Below are 16,234 nucleotides of genomic sequence, written 5' to 3'. Positions count from 1 at the left end.
AACAGGATTAAAAATGAGGTGTATCCAATGAAAAAGAAAGTTTGGCTGGTTAGTGGTGTGTGTATTGCAATCACAGTCTGTGCATTTTTGTTTTTTTCCCATTCATTAAAAGTGGAGATTCCATTCGCATCTAGCCACGCACCCCCTTTTAAAGCTTGGCAGATTCATTTTTCTCAGGAGATGGATCCGGAAACGTTCCATCATGAAACAGTACAAGTCATTTCCGCTGATAAAAAATCTGTTCCGGTTTCCTGGAAATGGAATGTGGATCACACAGTACTTACAATCAACGCACCCGAATCCGGTTATACCATTGGGGAAACATACCAATTAATCATTACGGATACGGTGCAAACAGCCGGGGGTAAAAACTTCGGTGATAAATTCACCCACTCATTTCAGGCTGTTGACGAACTGCCGAGCATTAAAAACCGCAAGCAGCTGGTAACGCTTTTAGAAGAACGAACAGAGCAAACAAAAGAGTTTACTGTCCTTGAAGAAGATAACGCTACTGCTGATATGAAGACAGAGAGTTCTGCAGCAGAAAATACCCCCACTACATCGGAAACAAATGTGCAGGTACATGGTATTGACGAGGGTGATTTGATAAAAACAGACGGGAATTCCATTTATTTTGCCAGAGATTCCGACATCATCATTGCTGAAGCAAACGGGAAAAGCAGCACGGCAAAAAGCACAATTAGCGAAGAGCATTTTCAGCCTGTTGAATTGTACGTTCACAAGGATTTGTTGATCGCAATTGGCAATTCCAGTAAAAGCCTGCGTGATCAATCGAAAACAGCTGAATACGTTATGGAGCAAACAAGCATTATTTTTTATCGTATCTCTGATCAAAAACCACCAGAAAAAATTAGAGAAGTAACTTTGGAGGGTGATATGACCGCTTCTCGACAAATGGATGGCTATCTCTATTTGGTTGCCAACTCATATCCGCCGTATCATATTTTGCAAGACAACAAGCAAAATATGGATCCACGTCCATTTATAAAGGATAGTGCAGTAGCCCAAAGTAATAGCCAGCCGCTAGCATATCATGACATCTATTTTTTCCCGGAAAGCACGGAGAACGCCTTTATGTTGCTGGCATCCATTAATTTGAATGACATGGAAGAAGCTGCGCAAATTGAATCATACTTGGGTGCTTCTGATCAGCTATACATGTCAAAAAATAACATCTATATCGCAATGGAAAAGTATGATGCTGCCTTGGAAACAAGTGATTCAGCCGAAATAGCTGTCAATAATTCAGCTAATACTGAAATATTTCAATTTCATATTGACAATGGTTCGATAGATTTCCAAAATTCACTCTCCGTTAGCGGTACATTGGTAAATCAATTTGCCATGGACGAACGTGACGGGGTATTTCGTGTCGCAACCACAAATGAAAAAGACAATACCACGACAAATAATTTGTACACGTTTGATTCCAAACTCAATGCATTAGGTTCGATTGAGGATCTCGCGAAAGGGGAACAGATATATAGTGTACGGTATCTGGACAATGTCGCCTATATGGTCACGTTCAAGCAGGTTGATCCATTATTTGTAATTGACTTAGCTGATCCAGCGACACCCACTGTGTTAGGAAAGTTAAAAATACCTGGATTCAGTAATTACCTCCATCCCCTTGACAAAGATCATGTGATTGGATTTGGACAGCATACAAAGCTAGTACAGGAAGAAAATAGTAATGAACCATCCGTACGTATGGATGGGATTAAACTGTCTTTATTTGATGTCAGTGATCAAGCGAATCCGAAAGAAATAGATAGTGAAGTAATTGGTGAAGGCAGCTCGTATACCGAGTTGAATCATAATCATAAAGCTTTATTCAAACACCCGGATAAAAACCTGTTCGGATTTCCTGCTGTGGCGTTTGACGCTAAAACAGTCCATAAAGGCGATGCCACCTACGAAGAAGAACGGCCTGTTTTTGCAGGTGCTTTCTTATATAGCATTTCTCCAGAAGATGGGATTGTCTTGAAAGATTCGATCACTCACCAGGAAAATGTACAAGATTACCCGGAATGGGATTCGGAAATCAGGCGGATTGTTTCAGTTGATCATAACCTTTATACTTTTTCGTATGACCAAATGAGGGTATATGACCTGAAAGGTAAAAAAATTATCCAGAAAATAGCTTTTCCTGACCCATCCACCATGAATTAGCGATACTTAGCAGAGTTATGTATACACACTTTCAAAATTGAAATTCTTATAGATGAGTGATTTGCGTTATTTGATGCCCCCTTCCGTTGTATGAAGCACTCTAATAAGCTCGTAAATAAATTGAACATTAATGAGCCCTGGTAAACACTCCTGTCTGGTACAAAACCTTGTATCCGTGACAGGAGATCTCTTTTCTTCCCACAAAAATTGCCATTTACGACACAAAAATGTTATATTTCTTTGACATTCTTCTATTTCCTATTGCATCTTTTGTCCTATTTGATGAAAATTAATAATAGTTATTGATGTAGGAGCGATCATAGAATGCCGCGGCTATTTATACATTTTACCTTTATTTTATTTACCCTTACAGCTCTATCCGGTTTATGGATGCGATTATTTTCGTTTTTTCCAAGCAGCACGATTCCATACACAAACGTTATGCATGCACATTCCCATTTAGCTATTTTGGGATGGGCATTTATCGGGGTTTTCCTTATTTTTTTAACGCTTTTTTGGAAATCCATCAGGCAAAAACGGCAAGCAATTGCACTGATGATAACCATTTTTATCACCTCGTTTTTAATGTTTACAGCTTTTATTTATCAGGGTTATGGGGTATATTCGATTATCATCTCAAGTATTCATATTTTTACCGAATACTGGGCTGCTCTATTTATATACCGGCAGCTAAAACAACAGAATAACCTGCCTAATACAAGCCGGTTATTTATCAACGGTTCATTAATTGCATTAATCATCTCGTCAATCGGTCCTTTTTCATTAGGATTTATTTCCGCAAATGGTTTAAGGAACAGTCCGATTTTTGATATGGCCATTTATTTTTATTTACATTTCCAATACAATGGCTGGCTGTACCTCGTATTGATTGGATTATTTATTATTGTCCTTCACCAGAGAAGGATTCATTTTCATCATTCACTGGTAAAAACAGGATTCTGGATTTATTTTGCCGCCCTGTTTCCGGGATATTTCTTATCGGTTCTATGGGGGGATCTGGGGAGCTATGGCAGCATACTGGCAACCATTGGCAGTATTGGTCAGTGGATTGGGGTGCTTGCTCTTGTTGTTGCCTTTAAAGGAATATGGTTACACCTTTATAAACAAGTCAACGAAATCACTATCGTTTGTTTATGGATAACCTTTTTCTTGTTAGTCGTCAAAAGTACGATGGAGCTCGGGCTGATTTCACCAACGATGGCAGAACTTGTTTATCAAACGAGAAGTATCATTATTGGCTATTTGCACTTTACCCTTTTAGGTTTCGTCAGCATATTTATCCTGACCCAATATCAGCTGGCACGAATTATAGAAACAAAGAAAATACTAGTCCAATCAGGGATTATTATTTTCCTTATCGGTTTTTTAGTAAATGAATTGTTTTTATTTGGTGATGGGTTAGCCCGCTGGTGCGGATTTGGATCTCTTCCCTTTTTTTCGCAAGGGTTGCTTGCGGCAAGTGTACTGCTGGCAATTGGTATTTTGATCATATGGTTATCTTTTTCCAGACAGAAAAAGCAAGCCGTATGAATGAATTTACTATATCCTTCATATATTTTTAGATAAGCATTGACTGGACAAGTTCTAAAAAATATATGAAGGAGGATATTTATGCAGCTGCAAGATTTAATTCAGGCGTATGAACAAGATCGCGGGCAATCTTACCAATCGATAAACCAGTTGCTGGATTTTTACCAAAAGAAATATATTGCTGGCGAAATTGATATCACAACCTACCAAAAAGTATTTCATTTTTTACATGACCAAGGTGCAACTTCTTCACATGAGTATGCTTTCTAGATACTAAGCTTACATATAAAAGCACCCGGATTCATATTCCGGGTGCTTTATAAGTTTAAGGTTGTATTGCTTCGTTCTTGCGCTGCTTCCGGCTTAACAGGACGACCGCCAAAATAAATAACACAAAAACACCAACGATCATGCCGATAAACAGCCAATTAAACCCGTTATCCTTCTCAACAACAAATATTTCAACCGATTCACGATCAATCCCGATTTTGTACTTTCCCTGTTCATTTTTACGAACAATGTTATCACCCAACAAACCGGTTAGCTGCATACCATCAGGAACATCGGTGACCGATACTGCTTTCGTGCCAGTATCATTATTGATTGCGATAAACATCGTTGTATCTTCATCAGATCGTTTAAACACACTCATTGCTCCGCTTGATCCTGCAAGTTCAAAGTCTCCATACGACAGGACGGGAAATTGTTTACGAATAGCTGCGATTTTATTAAAGTAGTCCTGTAAATCCTGGTCACTATTGTTAAATTGCACCAGCCGTTGTACCTCTTCCAACGATGCACCATCCATCGGTATTTCTGAGCCTTGATAGATTTGTGGTACTCCTGGCGCTGTATATAAGTAGACAAGTGCGATTTTCCACGTTGTTAATGGGTTTTGCCCACTTTCTACGATCTTTTGGGTAAAACGTTTGGTAAACTTATCATCAACATAGACTAAGCCTCCCCTTTTTCCGTTCGACTCCCATGTATGATAAAGCTCTTCAACCGGTGTTCCTGCATTGGTCAATACATCTGATATTGCCTTTTGCATTCCCGCATTTTCTATCAACGGGATACCCACGTTATCATATTCATCGGTTAGATCATTCTCATGTAAAACACTTCCAGTTAAATCAATATTTGGCTTAACGCTTCTCAGATGATCAACAAATTCCTGTAAGAACGGGAGTGGTGTTTGATCAATTGCGTGAAGATTGTAGCCATCAATATTTGCTTCTTCAAGCCAAAAGTCTGCAGCCTTAAAAAGCATATTCTTCACTTCTGTATTTTCCAGATTTAACGTTACTGCCTTATCCAGCCATACCGAATCCTTTACAGAAGTTGGGATCGTTTTATCGGCATCTTTTGCAAATGGGTGTGTCGGTGCAACATAATTCGGGACAAATTCCAGTATAACGTGCAAATCACGTTTATGTGCCTCTTCAACCAGCTTTTGTAAGTCTTCCATCGTGCCAAATTGCTCTTCAACCTCGAAAAAATTTTCAATCCAATAGCCATGGTAGCCTTCTCCTGCGTTTTCCATAATGGATGATATGGAGATCGTCGTAAAGCCCAGTTGTTTTATGTAATCCAATTTATCGGTAATCCCTTTAATATCGCCACCATGGTATGCTTCTGGGTCATCCACATTGACCTGATTACCAAGCTGCTGATCACCATTGTTAAACCGATCAACAAAAATCGTATATATCATTTCCTCCTGTATGGAATTATTCTCCTCTGCATGGATCGAATCCCCCCAGCAATAAAAAAGTGGGATGACAAGCAGTAGTGATACTAGCTTTTTCATATGTATTTCCTCCAGAATAGTAGTCGCCTACCTTTCATTATTCTCCTTTTCGGTCAATAGTCAACAATCCCGGCAACATTGTTAAAAATCATTCATAATACGGTGGTTGTTAACAAGCAGTAGTTCCAAAAAGGCAGGATTCAGTAAAATTAGTCCGAAAAACGGTCCGTGTTAGTCGAAAACAGTGTTTCCAATTGCTCATTTGGTGCAATGTGCTGTTTGGCATGGTTTACCGCAATTGGTCCTTCATTAAATCCACCAGCGATTAAATGCAATTTGTTCGGATAATACGCAATATCACCAACTGCAAATATTCCAGGAATGGACGTCTGCATTGTACTGTCGACTTTAATTACCCCATCAAACATGTCACAGCCCCATTCTGAAATAGTACCTAAATCGATTTCGAATCCATGATTGACAATAAGATCGTCAAGTGGGAGTATTTTCTGTTCACCTGTTTTGACATTTTCAATTGTAATTTCAGCTATTGCTTCTCCATTACCGGTCAACCCGGTAATGCTATACGGTGTAAAAATGTTTACGGATGAATGTTGCATTTTCGTTACACTACTTTCCATCGCCGGAAACGCATCTTTTCGGTAAACCACGCTCACCTCCGCGGCAATCGGTTCGAGCTCATTTGCCCAATCAATCGCTGTATTTCCACCACCAGAAATAATAACTTTTCTACCACGGAACCGTTCACGCTCCCGGACAAAATAATGTAAATTCGTTTTTTCATAGACAGGAGCTTCTGGTAATCCGAGCTTGATTGTTTTTAAAGCGCCAAAGCCTGTTGCCAGGATAATCGTCCGGGTATAGTGCTCTTCCCCGGTTTGTGTTCGAACTATAAAATTACCATTTTCTAATTTCTGTAAAGTGGTTGCCTGTTGCTCCAGGATTATCGTCGGATCAAACGTTTTCGCTTGTTCGATTAGCTGCTCCGTTAATCCTATCCCGGATATCTTAGCTATTCCACCGACATCACGAATTATTTTTTCCGGATAAAAATAGGGAACTTTTCCGCCAAGAAAAGGGAGAAACTCGATTATCTTTGTTTTCATTTCCCGCATCCCACTATATAATGCCGTAAACAAGCCAACCGGCCCGCCACCAATAATTGTAACGTCGTAAAGCTCTAATTGTTTTTCCATCCGCTTTATCCCCTTTATACTTTCTGGCTTGATGTTCGTCTATACCGGCAAAAATAGGTAATTTCTGTCCGGAGTGAAGGATTTACAGTCCAATTTAGATGAAATACTGCCCAAATCAGATCTAACATTGTCCAACCTTTCACCAGTACGCTACCGCTCTTGTCCCTACTTCGTTTTCATCAATAAATATACAAAATATGGTGTACTTAAAATAGCAACGACAATGCCGACCGGGATCTGTGTTGGTGTAAGCAGATTTTTCCCGATTATATCTGCTGTCATTAATAATAAGGCACCGACAAGTGTCGAAATCGGAATAATCAACTGATGGGTTGGACCTACAATTCGCCTCGCGATATGCGGGACTACAAGCCCGAGAAAGGCAATTCCTCCACCTGCAGCAACACAAGCACCAGCAAGCGCAACTGCTAGCATTAAAAGAATTCGCCGCTCATTCTCCACCTTTGAGCCAAGCCCCGCCGCTATCTCATCACCCAGATTTAACACATTTAAGCTGCGTGCCTTATGCATGGCATACGGAATTAAAATGAAAATCCAGGGCAATAAAGCAAACACAAAATTCCAGTCAGCATTCCATATATCACCCGACAGCCAAACGGTCGCCTGGCGAAAATCCTGTGGGTCCATTTTTAATTGAATTATGATTAATGCCGCACTAAAAGCAGCATTAACACCAATTCCTACTAAAATAAGCCGAATTGGATTAACACCATTCTTCCATGCCAAGGCATAAATCAATAGTGCTGCAAAAAGAGCTCCGATCAGAGCGAATAGTGGCATGATAAAAGCAGATAAGGTACTTCCCGCGTTTAATGTATCCTGGAAAAAAAAGATAAATAACACAACGGCAAGCCCTGCTCCCGTATTGATTCCCAATATTCCAGGATCAGCAAGTTCATTTTGCGTTACCCCTTGCAATATCACCCCTGACACAGCTAGTCCCGCTCCAATTAATAAAGCAAGAATGATTCCTGGCAACCGGAAATCAAATAGAACAAGCTCTTGTTTAGCTGTTCCGTAACCAAACAAGGTACGAATCACATCTAACGGTGCTATTTTAATAACCCCGATACTTAAACTAACAAAAAACATTACCACAATGAGCACGATTAATAGACCTATTAATGCTATAAAGCTTTTTCGTTTCAAGGTTTTCTCTGATGTCATGATTTACTCCCCCCACTGCCACGTGCTAAATATAGAAAGAAAGGTACACCAATGAGTGATGTAATAGCTCCTACCGGCGTTTCAAAGGGAGAATTAACTAAACGCGCTGTTACATCAGATATCACTAACAAAAGAGCGCCAAATATTGCTGAGGTCGGGATAATCCAGCGATAATCTGTGCCAATAATAAACCTGGTAATGTGTGGCACAATTAAACCAACAAATGCAATCGTACCGGCAATGGAAACAGCCGATCCGGTCAGGACTAATACAGCAATAATACCAATTACCTTCGTTACCACATTATTCTGTCCCAAACCAGTTGAAACATCTTCACCAAGGCTTAGCAATGTGATTGATCTAGCAATAAAAAATGCCAAAAATAAACCTGCTGCACCAGACAGTAGCAGGATGTGAATCGACGTCCAATTTACACCAGCTAGTCCGCCGGCAATCCAGAAACCCATTTCTTTTTCAAGCTGGAAGTGTAATGAAATAACGGAGGACAAAGAACTTAACATGGTTCCGATTGCTACACCAGCTAAAGCTAATTTAACAGGAGTCAGGCCACTTGTGGAAAAGGAACCAACCATAAACACAAGGACAACCGCTATACCAGCACCGGCAAAAGCTGCCATGGTATAGCCCAAATTACCTGCTCCCGGGAAAAAGGCAAGCATCATTACAAGCGTAAATGCAGCGCCATCGGTAACCCCCATGATGGATGGCGATGCCAAGGGGTTTCGGGTCAGTCCTTGCATAATTGCCCCTGATACGGCTAAAAACGAACCAACTAATGCTGCAGCAATCGCCCTAGGTAAGCGCAATTCCTGGATTACTTGATGAGAGGTGAGCTTACTCTCAAAGTGAAAAATGGCTTGCCAAACAGTTGATAGTTTTATATCAACAGCACCATAAGAAACAGATATTCCGATGGAAAAAACTAAAGCTAGTAATGCAACTACATTAATTGCTAATTTAAGTGCGTGCGAATTTTTTATCATTGAAAACATCATATTCCCCTGACTTTACTAAATGTGCTCGGCAAATCAATTTGATTGATAATCATAATCAATTAAAAGTATAATCGTAAACGTTATGTACTGCAATGATATTTGATCGAAGGATTCAACAATTAATTGACAATTCAATTGAAAATGATTATCATTACCGTTAGGGAAAACATTAAAAAGGAGAATTACATATATGAAACGAATCCCATCACGTCTTACCATCTTCGCCTTACTAGTTGTACTATCCATGATTATTGCTGCTTGTGGAAATAGTGCAGATGATAAGCAAACAAATGAGTCCAAAACGGAATCAGAGGGTAATACAGAGGTAACACTTGATAGTAAAATGGGTGAGGTAACCTTACCGGCAGACATCAAGAATGTCATTGCGCCGTATCACGAAGATGCTTTATTAGCATTAGGGATAACGCCCGTTGCCAAGTGGTCCATCGGTGAATCAATCCAAAATTATTTGGAAGACGAGCTCAAGGATGTACCGCGAATTGAATGGAACCTGCCTGTTGAGCAAGTGCTTGAGAAAAGTCCGGATTTAATTATCCTGGAAAGTAATCTTGACAGTTATGAAGGAAGCTATGAGGATTATCAAAAGATCGCACCAACATACGTTATGCCTGAAGAAGTGACCACCGACTGGAAAAAACAAATTGAAACGTTCGGAAAAATATTCCAAAAACAAGACAAAGCTACGGATGTTTTAAACCAGTATAAGGATAAGGTGCAAGACGCAAAAGCAAAGCTTACTGACGCAATTGGTGATCAGACGGTTGCTGCTATAATGGTCATGGGAGATAAATTTTATCTATTTGAGAAAGACCGTCATGTTGCTGACGTACTTTATTCCGATCTTGGATTGCAAGTGCCAGCATTAGTTGATAGTTTAGGTAATGCAAAAGCGCAATGGAATCCGATTTCCATCGAAAAGCTATCCGAACTGAAAGCGGATCATGTCTTTCTATTGGCTGAAGAAGGCGAGCAAGGAATGGAAACATTACAAAATAGTCAAGTCTGGCAAAATACGCCGGCGGCCAAAAATGATCATGTTTATACCCTGAACGACCCAAGCCATTGGACAAATAAAGGACTAATTGCATCAGAGAAAACAATTGATGATGTGTTAAAAGAATTGGTGAAATAAAAATAAAGGGCAAGTCTCCCAGAGGTAATGGGGGCTTGCCCTTTATAGTTTATGGCAATAAGCCGCCTGGCAGTCGACCAAATCCTAAAACCATTGTTAACAATACAGCGATTACCAATTGGATCCACCAGCTTTTGGTCGGCTCTTCCCGACCTGTTTTCAAGCTGATCATTTCCATGGCAAATATTGCCCAGATACCTGCAAGTCCTTTAAAGATGGCCTCTCCCATCATTGGACTTCCACCAAAATATTTTGCCAGCAATGCCCCGCCTGAATACAGGATCAGTAAATAATCCAGTCTTAAAATCATTTGAACAATTTTTGCACCCTTCGCCTTCCCTTGCTTATTGAGTATGACAACAATAATAAACAAGATAAAGGCCAATGCCCAAGCTGTTATGTGTAAATGTGTATTCACCCGAAGTTCCTCCTCAATGTTTTTCATACTGGCCAATTTATTTGCCTAATAAAGCTATCATATCATGTCCATCCAATAAATTCATTTGAAAATTATATGAACATTGCTAAGGGAAGTCAAACATACAGAAAACTGTTATAATGAAAAATGTATTGTATTTCACTTTAGAATTCGGAAAAACACGAACTTGCCGCTCAATTTAAGCAGCGTTTTTCCAAAAACCAGGAGGGATAAGATGGCACAATCAAGTCAACAAATTATCGATCAAACCCAGGAGTACGGGGCAAAAAATTATCATCCGCTCCCTGTTGTGATAACAAAAGCAGAAGGTGTTTGGGTAGAGGATCCAGAGGGCAACCGCTACATGGATATGCTAAGTGCCTATTCAGCAGTTAATCAGGGACATCGGCACCCGAAAATTATTGAAGCATTAAAACAACAAGCTGATCGCGTAACATTAACTTCTCGTGCCTTTCACAATGATCAGTTAGGCCCATGGTATGAAAAAATTTGCAAATTGACAAACAAAGAAAATGCCCTGCCAATGAATACTGGTGCCGAGGCTGTCGAAACAGCTTTCAAGGCTGCGCGCAGATGGGCATACGATGTGAAAGGTGTTGCAGAAGGCAAGGCCGAGATCATTGCCTGTGAAGGAAATTTCCATGGCCGTACCATGACAGCGGTTTCTCTATCATCAGAAGCAGAATACAAGCGTGGATTTGGCCCAATGCTGCCAGGGATCAAACTTATTCCATATGGCGATATTGAGGCATTGAAGGAAGCTATTAATGAAAACACGGCAGGCTTCCTATTTGAACCAATCCAGGGGGAAGCAGGTATCGTTATCCCGCCGGAAGGGTTTCTGAAGGAAGCATATGAAATTTGTAAAGCGAACAACGTACTATATATTGCCGATGAAATTCAGGCGGGTCTTGCTCGTACTGGAAAAATGTTTGCCTGTGACTGGGAGGACGTCACCCCGGACATTCTCATCTTAGGAAAAGCACTTGGCGGTGGTGTGATGCCAATCTCTTGCATCGTCGCCAACAAAGATATTCTTGGTGTATTTAACCCCGGATCACATGGATCAACATTCGGCGGTAACCCATTAGCATGTGCAGTCTCCGTAGCCGCGCTTGAAGTGCTGGAGGAAGAAAACCTGGCAGACCGTTCACTGGAACTTGGCAATTATATGATGGACGAATTGCGTAAGATTGATAACCCAGCGATTAAAGAAGTTCGCGGCAAAGGACTATTTATCGGCGTTGAATTAACGGAATCTGCCCGTCCATATTGCGAGGCGTTAAAAGAAAAAGGATTGCTATGTAAAGAAACACACGAAAATGTAATTCGCTTTGCACCTCCACTTATTATTAAAAAAGAAGATTTGGACTGGGCGATTAAGCATATTAAAGAGGTTTTAGCAGAGTAATAGGTGACAAGGCTTTCTATTTGGAAAGCCTTGTTTTGTTGATGCTGCACAGTTTACTGTCTACAACTTGCATAGCTATTCACTAGACAACTGTTCTTTTCGGACCTTTTTCAGTGGCTGCCGCTGCCAATATGTTAAACTCCGCCAAATCCATTCCAATGGACCAAACAGAAAATGGGAAAACCACCATCTGCTCACAAAAATTTGACCAACGAAAACGATCACAACAATCACCACGCTAACACTTGGGCGGATTGACCCATACAACCCAAACCCGACTCCATAAAAGAGGATAAAACAGATAATCGACTGTGTTATGTAATTGCTTAGTGACATGCGACCAACATATGTTAATGGTTTCATTAGTTTCATACCCGTTTTAGTTTGGGTTAGCAACACAATCGATAGGACATAAAATAATGCGGATGCTGTTCCGCCAATATTATCCTGAATATACGAAAACCATGTCGGATTCCCGTACGCATACGGCCCCATTTTTAACACCAGGAAAATAACAAGACTTATAACCCATGCCGTAACAAGCAGACTTTTGTTTTTATCAGGCTGATGCAGCCAGCGTTTCCGGGCGATAAACATGCCGAAAAGGAACAACGGTAATAATGTTGTTGCTAACATAAAGTACGAGAATATGCCATTTGCGTAAAACCAGTCTTTACTATTCTGGCCGAGAATAACAAGCAAATTACTGCTGCTATAATGCTCTATCGCCAAATAAATGGCAGCAACATCATAATAATCCAAATAATCCCTAAAGGCATATAAGAAACGGGAATAGACATATGTACTACCACCTAAAATCAGCACTGCCCAGATTACCATTGTTTTGTTCGAACGATTGATAAATGCCGGCAGAAACAGCCCGATAATGCCATATGAAAGTAAAATGTCTCCGTTCCAAATGAAAAAAGCATGAATCACACCGAAACAAATCAGGATAAAAAGTCTGCGAAACAAAAATGGACCGACATCAATATTTTTTTCCACAAGTCGTTCCTTCAACATTTGAAAACCAAATCCAAATAATAGGGAGAATAACGTGTAAAAACTAGCCTGAAAGAAAATATCGATTATCTCCATCGTATAGCGGTCAATCGTCTGAGTCCACGTATCCTCTGCTCCACCATACAAAAAATATGGAGCGGAAAATGCTCCGATGTTCACCATAAATATTCCAAATATCGCAAATCCGCGAGCGGCATCGACCCATTGCAGGCGACTTGCTTCTTTTATTGGAGCAGCTTGACTGTTCATCTCCCACCCCCTCCCTCCTAATTATATATTCGCTGCTGCTCGCTGTACTTCCTTCCCTGTTTCAACAATTTAGGAAAATCACATAAACTATAGAACAAAGGCGCAAGCGCCCGGTTAGCGGCGTATGTGCTGCGCCCGCGCAACGTGGGTGGTTCGGTGTTGTTGCGCAAAGCAGCGGTCTTAACCGAACAATCCTACCGTAGGAGATAAAGGAAACATGCCCCTGCAAAAGGGGTATGCCGACGTTGGACGCAAAGTCCGCTTTTAGTCGGCCTTCCTTCTTACCCGAGTGGATGTTGACTTATCGTACGGAGGCGGGTGTTGCACTAGCCGCTGGGCGCTGGAGCCGGACGTAGCCTTTCCAGATAATAAATTAATATAGCTAATTTTCAATTTTTTTCATTAATAAAGAAGGGGGACTATCAATGCCAGCAAAAGTAGGTGCAGTTAAAGTCATAACAGTTGCTTCGTCCAGTATTTTTAATATTGGCGACGTATATTCCATGTGCCCGGAAAGCTCGGCAAAAACTTATGCTGGCGGCGGTTCCTTTAATACAGGTGACGGCATTCGGGTAAAACTTGCCAATTCGCATACGTATGTTCATGACAAAGATTTTATTGACCAGCCAGTTGAGTAATTAACGGAGTGAGGAATATGAATATTACGATTCATCAGTCCATCCATATTAATATCATCAAAATCGGTTCAATTACAAATTCTTCCGTTTTACAAATTGGCAGTACTGGCAGTATCCAGTCACAAGCAGATATCCACAATACCGGAGGATACACCGAACCGGCGGCAGAAGCTGAAGCAGTTAGAAATATAACTTCCCCATTAATTCCGCTAGCACCAGAGACGAGGAAGCACAACTTTTAAAGAGCCGCATACAATAATCATGGGCCCTAGCCTATTTTAAAAGCGCTAATTGATCTATCAGGTATTTAGGGGGACTTTTTCATGAACGGAAATGAATGGACGAATTACTTTTACGACCTCCATCAGCATATGAAAGAACAAGATAAGAAAATAAAAAAATTGGAATCAAGGCTAAATCAAGTGGAACAGATCGCACAGGAGAAAAACAAAAACACAATCGAGAAAATCGAATATAATTTTGATCAGCTAAAAATTGAGCGACTTGACGGGACACTGCATATCGGGCTGACACCAAGTGACTTGGCGAACATTGATGACCTTGGAATTAACCAGGCAAACCAAGCAAACCAGGGCGACCAGGTTGGTGTCGAACAGCCAATCAAGCAAACGTTATTAACTGATTTAAGCCGGTATCTCAGCAAAGAGGGACCGACACTTATCCAGCATTTAGCTGAACAATATCGGAACCCTGTTGATAAAGGATTCCAATCCATCATGCTCCAGGATATTGAAAAACAACTTCCCCATCGGATTGCTTTTTACGAGCAAGAAGCAAGAAAAAACAATAAAGTAGTTTCAGAGGATCAATTAACGGCCTACATTACGGAGCAAATTAAACAAGAAATTTACCAATCGCTTGTTTCCTATATGCAAGGAAATGAACAAAAAGGAGAAGATCAATGAATCTGGAAGTTCATAACTGGGGATTAAACGTATGTAATGTGGAAATTGATGCCATTACAGCCTCATCCGTGTTTCTGATCGGTGATAATGATGAAATGATCCTTTCATCATTTTTCGATACCCCACCTGAAGCTTTCACGGTTGGAGCGATTGTTCCATTAGCGCCATAATAAAGCAGACTAAACAGATTTCTGAAAAGGTGATTCAATTGGAAAAAAGGACTGCATGTGTAAAAAATGTCGAAGGTGCTTCCGTTGCCTTTAGTTCCATTTTAGCAATCGGCGATACGGAATTTTCACGGCCAATTTCAAGGGTGATTGCAGTACAAAAAGAAGGGGCTGTGTTCACTCCTAAAGACGATGTCCCATTTACAAATTACGATTTATTTACTCGGCCTGCCAAGTGGCTGAATAAAAGCAGTAACGTAAAGCAGCGAATCTATCATCATGAGCCATCTATCCATGTACAACAGGCTCAATTCATTGGGGTTGATACTTCTTCTATCTTTCAAATCGGCAGCATTCATAAACTATCTGCCGAGGCTCGAATAAAACATTTCCGGATCTTGCGTGAAGAAGATGTTAGCCCTGCACAAAGCACATAAAGGATTCATAGTTTATCCTAGGAAGAAAAAAACCCAGGAAGGTGTAAAAATGCCATCTATTGTAGGTCCGCTAAAAGTAAACAGCATTGATGGTGGGGTTGTTAATTTTGGAGATTCCTTTTACCTGTCTCCCAAAAGCACATCAAAAACAAGCTCTGGTTCCGGTTCGTTCAACACAGGGGACTTTATTTGTACCAATACAGGTATTAGCTCGACAAACCCATTTGATCAGGATGCATACGACCAAATTATATCTGCAAATGCATAGGGATCGGTCCTCCGCAAATCTAATCCAAAATCGCGGAGGGCGGATTCTTTATTCATAGGTTGATTGATCGGTGAAAATGAACTGGATACCATAAATAATCATACACGCCGCCATCGCAAGTGACCCCCAGCCAAGTGTTTTTTGATCGACCTCCAGGTAGTTGTTACATATTTGTTCATCCGTACCAATATACAAAACTGCCATTAATGAAAAAATAAGCATAATAAATACGTAAATAAATCCTTTTCCGAAAGTACTGAGCTTCTTCCAACTATCACGTAGGGGAACCCCAGCTAAAAATGGCAAACTAATAAATTTAAATATCTCGACGACCTGAATCGTAATTGCCTCATCCATCGCCCGTGGTATCATCCAATAACTCCAAACGATAAGGAAAAGGAGAAGCCCTGGTACACCATTTTGATTCCATTTGGCAAAAAAGCGTGGAAAGCGGAGTTGGAAAAATTGCGCCATAAGAAATCCGGAAAAAACGAGCAGCGGCATTTGGGTATGCATATGAACAATCATAATCGACTCAAGCAAATTCGCAACAGGCGGCAGGATCAAAAAAATATATAACAATAAACCATACATTGCCTGTTTCATTT

The 16,234-nt window shown here is 40.5% G+C and carries 18 protein-coding genes; 11 read left to right on the top strand and 7 right to left on the bottom strand.

Features of this window, described 5'->3' with window-relative positions; genetic code table 11:
- The first annotated feature begins 27 nt into the window (after positions 1 to 27).
- The 3 genes from IEX12_RS08315 to yppF all read left to right on the top strand — a co-directional run bounded on the left by IEX12_RS08315 (position 28) and on the right by yppF (position 4,014).
- Complete coding sequence (locus tag IEX12_RS08315) at positions 28 to 2,193, top strand: beta-propeller domain-containing protein (protein ID WP_159457753.1); 2,166 nt, start codon at positions 28 to 30, stop codon at positions 2,191 to 2,193.
- A gap of 324 nt (positions 2,194 to 2,517) precedes the next feature.
- On the top strand, positions 2,518 to 3,744 hold the full coding sequence (locus tag IEX12_RS08310) for a hypothetical protein (protein ID WP_088049716.1): 1,227 nt from the start codon (positions 2,518 to 2,520) through the stop codon (positions 3,742 to 3,744).
- Between the two features lie 81 nt (positions 3,745 to 3,825).
- Positions 3,826 to 4,014 carry a YppF family protein gene (yppF, locus tag IEX12_RS08305; RefSeq protein ID WP_088049715.1) on the top strand — a complete coding sequence of 63 codons (189 nt, stop codon included), beginning with the start codon at positions 3,826 to 3,828 and terminating at the stop codon, positions 4,012 to 4,014.
- Positions 4,015 to 4,069: 55 nt separating this feature from the next.
- On the opposite strand, the gene IEX12_RS08300 is transcribed toward yppF, so the two are convergent.
- The 4 genes from IEX12_RS08300 to IEX12_RS08285 form a co-directional block, all read right to left on the bottom strand.
- Entirely contained in the window at positions 4,070 to 5,554 is a 1,485-nt protein-coding gene (locus IEX12_RS08300) for an alpha-amylase family glycosyl hydrolase (protein WP_088049714.1), read from the bottom strand.
- 149 nt (positions 5,555 to 5,703) lie between these two features.
- A complete protein-coding gene (locus IEX12_RS08295; RefSeq protein WP_088049713.1) occupies positions 5,704 to 6,711 on the bottom strand; it encodes an NAD(P)/FAD-dependent oxidoreductase in 1,008 nt (335 codons plus the stop codon).
- Positions 6,712 to 6,876: 165 nt separating this feature from the next.
- A complete protein-coding gene (locus IEX12_RS08290; protein ID WP_088049712.1) occupies positions 6,877 to 7,899 on the bottom strand; it encodes a FecCD family ABC transporter permease in 1,023 nt (340 codons plus the stop codon).
- On the bottom strand, positions 7,896 to 8,912 hold the full coding sequence (locus tag IEX12_RS08285; RefSeq protein ID WP_088049711.1) for a FecCD family ABC transporter permease: 1,017 nt from the start codon (positions 8,910 to 8,912) through the stop codon (positions 7,896 to 7,898). The genes IEX12_RS08290 and IEX12_RS08285 overlap by 4 nt, the downstream gene beginning before the upstream one ends.
- A gap of 193 nt (positions 8,913 to 9,105) precedes the next feature.
- On the opposite strand from IEX12_RS08285, the gene IEX12_RS08280 reads away from it, so the two are divergent.
- Positions 9,106 to 10,068: an ABC transporter substrate-binding protein gene (locus tag IEX12_RS08280; protein WP_088049710.1), complete on the top strand. Its 963-nt coding sequence runs from the start codon at positions 9,106 to 9,108 to the stop codon at positions 10,066 to 10,068.
- A 49-nt stretch (positions 10,069 to 10,117) separates the two neighbouring features.
- On the opposite strand, the gene IEX12_RS08275 is transcribed toward IEX12_RS08280, so the two are convergent.
- Positions 10,118 to 10,486 carry a YisL family protein gene (locus IEX12_RS08275; protein WP_088049709.1) on the bottom strand — a complete coding sequence of 123 codons (369 nt, stop codon included), beginning with the start codon at positions 10,484 to 10,486 and terminating at the stop codon, positions 10,118 to 10,120.
- 235 nt (positions 10,487 to 10,721) lie between these two features.
- On the opposite strand from IEX12_RS08275, the gene IEX12_RS08270 reads away from it, so the two are divergent.
- Positions 10,722 to 11,918: an ornithine--oxo-acid transaminase gene (locus tag IEX12_RS08270; RefSeq protein ID WP_088049708.1), complete on the top strand. Its 1,197-nt coding sequence runs from the start codon at positions 10,722 to 10,724 to the stop codon at positions 11,916 to 11,918.
- A 75-nt stretch (positions 11,919 to 11,993) separates the two neighbouring features.
- On the opposite strand, the gene IEX12_RS08265 is transcribed toward IEX12_RS08270, so the two are convergent.
- The gene (locus IEX12_RS08265; protein ID WP_088049707.1) at positions 11,994 to 13,190 is read right to left on the bottom strand and encodes a DUF418 domain-containing protein; all 1,197 of its coding nucleotides are present in this window, start codon (positions 13,188 to 13,190) and stop codon (positions 11,994 to 11,996) included.
- A gap of 425 nt (positions 13,191 to 13,615) precedes the next feature.
- Between IEX12_RS08265 and IEX12_RS08260 the strand changes: the two genes are divergently transcribed.
- From IEX12_RS08260 to IEX12_RS08235, 6 genes are all read left to right on the top strand, one after another.
- Positions 13,616 to 13,828, top strand: a complete 213-nt coding sequence (locus IEX12_RS08260) for a spore germination protein (protein ID WP_088049706.1) — start codon at positions 13,616 to 13,618, stop codon at positions 13,826 to 13,828.
- A gap of 17 nt (positions 13,829 to 13,845) precedes the next feature.
- A complete protein-coding gene (locus IEX12_RS08255; protein WP_088049705.1) occupies positions 13,846 to 14,070 on the top strand; it encodes a spore germination protein GerPB in 225 nt (74 codons plus the stop codon).
- An 81-nt stretch (positions 14,071 to 14,151) separates the two neighbouring features.
- Positions 14,152 to 14,754 (top strand): spore germination protein GerPC, encoded by a 603-nt coding sequence (gene gerPC, locus IEX12_RS08250; protein WP_088049704.1) that lies wholly within the window; start codon positions 14,152 to 14,154, stop codon positions 14,752 to 14,754.
- On the top strand, positions 14,751 to 14,924 hold the full coding sequence (locus tag IEX12_RS08245) for a spore germination protein GerPD (RefSeq protein WP_088049703.1): 174 nt from the start codon (positions 14,751 to 14,753) through the stop codon (positions 14,922 to 14,924). The genes gerPC and IEX12_RS08245 overlap by 4 nt, the downstream gene beginning before the upstream one ends.
- Positions 14,925 to 14,962: 38 nt before the next feature.
- Positions 14,963 to 15,358 (top strand): spore germination protein GerPE, encoded by a 396-nt coding sequence (locus IEX12_RS08240; RefSeq protein WP_159457752.1) that lies wholly within the window; start codon positions 14,963 to 14,965, stop codon positions 15,356 to 15,358.
- A 49-nt stretch (positions 15,359 to 15,407) separates the two neighbouring features.
- On the top strand, positions 15,408 to 15,626 hold the full coding sequence (locus IEX12_RS08235; protein WP_088049701.1) for a spore germination protein: 219 nt from the start codon (positions 15,408 to 15,410) through the stop codon (positions 15,624 to 15,626).
- 48 nt (positions 15,627 to 15,674) lie between these two features.
- Here IEX12_RS08235 and IEX12_RS08230 read toward each other — a convergent pair whose 3' ends face one another.
- Complete coding sequence (locus IEX12_RS08230; protein ID WP_188724943.1) at positions 15,675 to 16,232, bottom strand: hypothetical protein; 558 nt, start codon at positions 16,230 to 16,232, stop codon at positions 15,675 to 15,677.
- Positions 16,233 to 16,234 lie beyond the last annotated feature (2 nt).

It is taken from the genome of Lentibacillus populi (assembly GCA_014642895.1).
GTDB lineage: Bacteria > Bacillota > Bacilli > Bacillales > Amphibacillaceae > Lentibacillus_C > Lentibacillus_C populi.
This window is presented reverse-complemented; position numbering and strand designations above follow the sequence as displayed.

Excerpts from the sequence above, each read along its gene's own strand:
- IEX12_RS08280 (WP_088049710.1), top strand. The coding sequence starts at position 9,106 with ATGAAACGAATCCCATCACGTCTTACCATCTTCGCCTTACTAGTTGTA.
- IEX12_RS08265 (WP_088049707.1), bottom strand. The coding sequence starts at position 13,190 with ATGAACAGTCAAGCTGCTCCAATAAAAGAAGCAAGTCGCCTGCAATGG.
- IEX12_RS08270 (WP_088049708.1), top strand. The coding sequence starts at position 10,722 with ATGGCACAATCAAGTCAACAAATTATCGATCAAACCCAGGAGTACGGG.
- IEX12_RS08295 (WP_088049713.1), bottom strand. The coding sequence starts at position 6,711 with ATGGAAAAACAATTAGAGCTTTACGACGTTACAATTATTGGTGGCGGG.
- IEX12_RS08290 (WP_088049712.1), bottom strand. The coding sequence starts at position 7,899 with ATGACATCAGAGAAAACCTTGAAACGAAAAAGCTTTATAGCATTAATA.
- IEX12_RS08245 (WP_088049703.1), top strand. The coding sequence starts at position 14,751 with ATGAATCTGGAAGTTCATAACTGGGGATTAAACGTATGTAATGTGGAA.
- IEX12_RS08235 (WP_088049701.1), top strand. The coding sequence starts at position 15,408 with ATGCCATCTATTGTAGGTCCGCTAAAAGTAAACAGCATTGATGGTGGG.
- yppF (WP_088049715.1), top strand. The coding sequence starts at position 3,826 with ATGCAGCTGCAAGATTTAATTCAGGCGTATGAACAAGATCGCGGGCAA.
- gerPC (WP_088049704.1), top strand. The coding sequence starts at position 14,152 with ATGAACGGAAATGAATGGACGAATTACTTTTACGACCTCCATCAGCAT.
- IEX12_RS08300 (WP_088049714.1), bottom strand. The coding sequence starts at position 5,554 with ATGAAAAAGCTAGTATCACTACTGCTTGTCATCCCACTTTTTTATTGC.
- IEX12_RS08310 (WP_088049716.1), top strand. The coding sequence starts at position 2,518 with ATGCCGCGGCTATTTATACATTTTACCTTTATTTTATTTACCCTTACA.
- IEX12_RS08260 (WP_088049706.1), top strand. The coding sequence starts at position 13,616 with ATGCCAGCAAAAGTAGGTGCAGTTAAAGTCATAACAGTTGCTTCGTCC.
- IEX12_RS08315 (WP_159457753.1), top strand. The coding sequence starts at position 28 with ATGAAAAAGAAAGTTTGGCTGGTTAGTGGTGTGTGTATTGCAATCACA.
- IEX12_RS08255 (WP_088049705.1), top strand. The coding sequence starts at position 13,846 with ATGAATATTACGATTCATCAGTCCATCCATATTAATATCATCAAAATC.
- IEX12_RS08230 (WP_188724943.1), bottom strand. The coding sequence starts at position 16,232 with ATGAAACAGGCAATGTATGGTTTATTGTTATATATTTTTTTGATCCTG.
- IEX12_RS08285 (WP_088049711.1), bottom strand. The coding sequence starts at position 8,912 with ATGTTTTCAATGATAAAAAATTCGCACGCACTTAAATTAGCAATTAAT.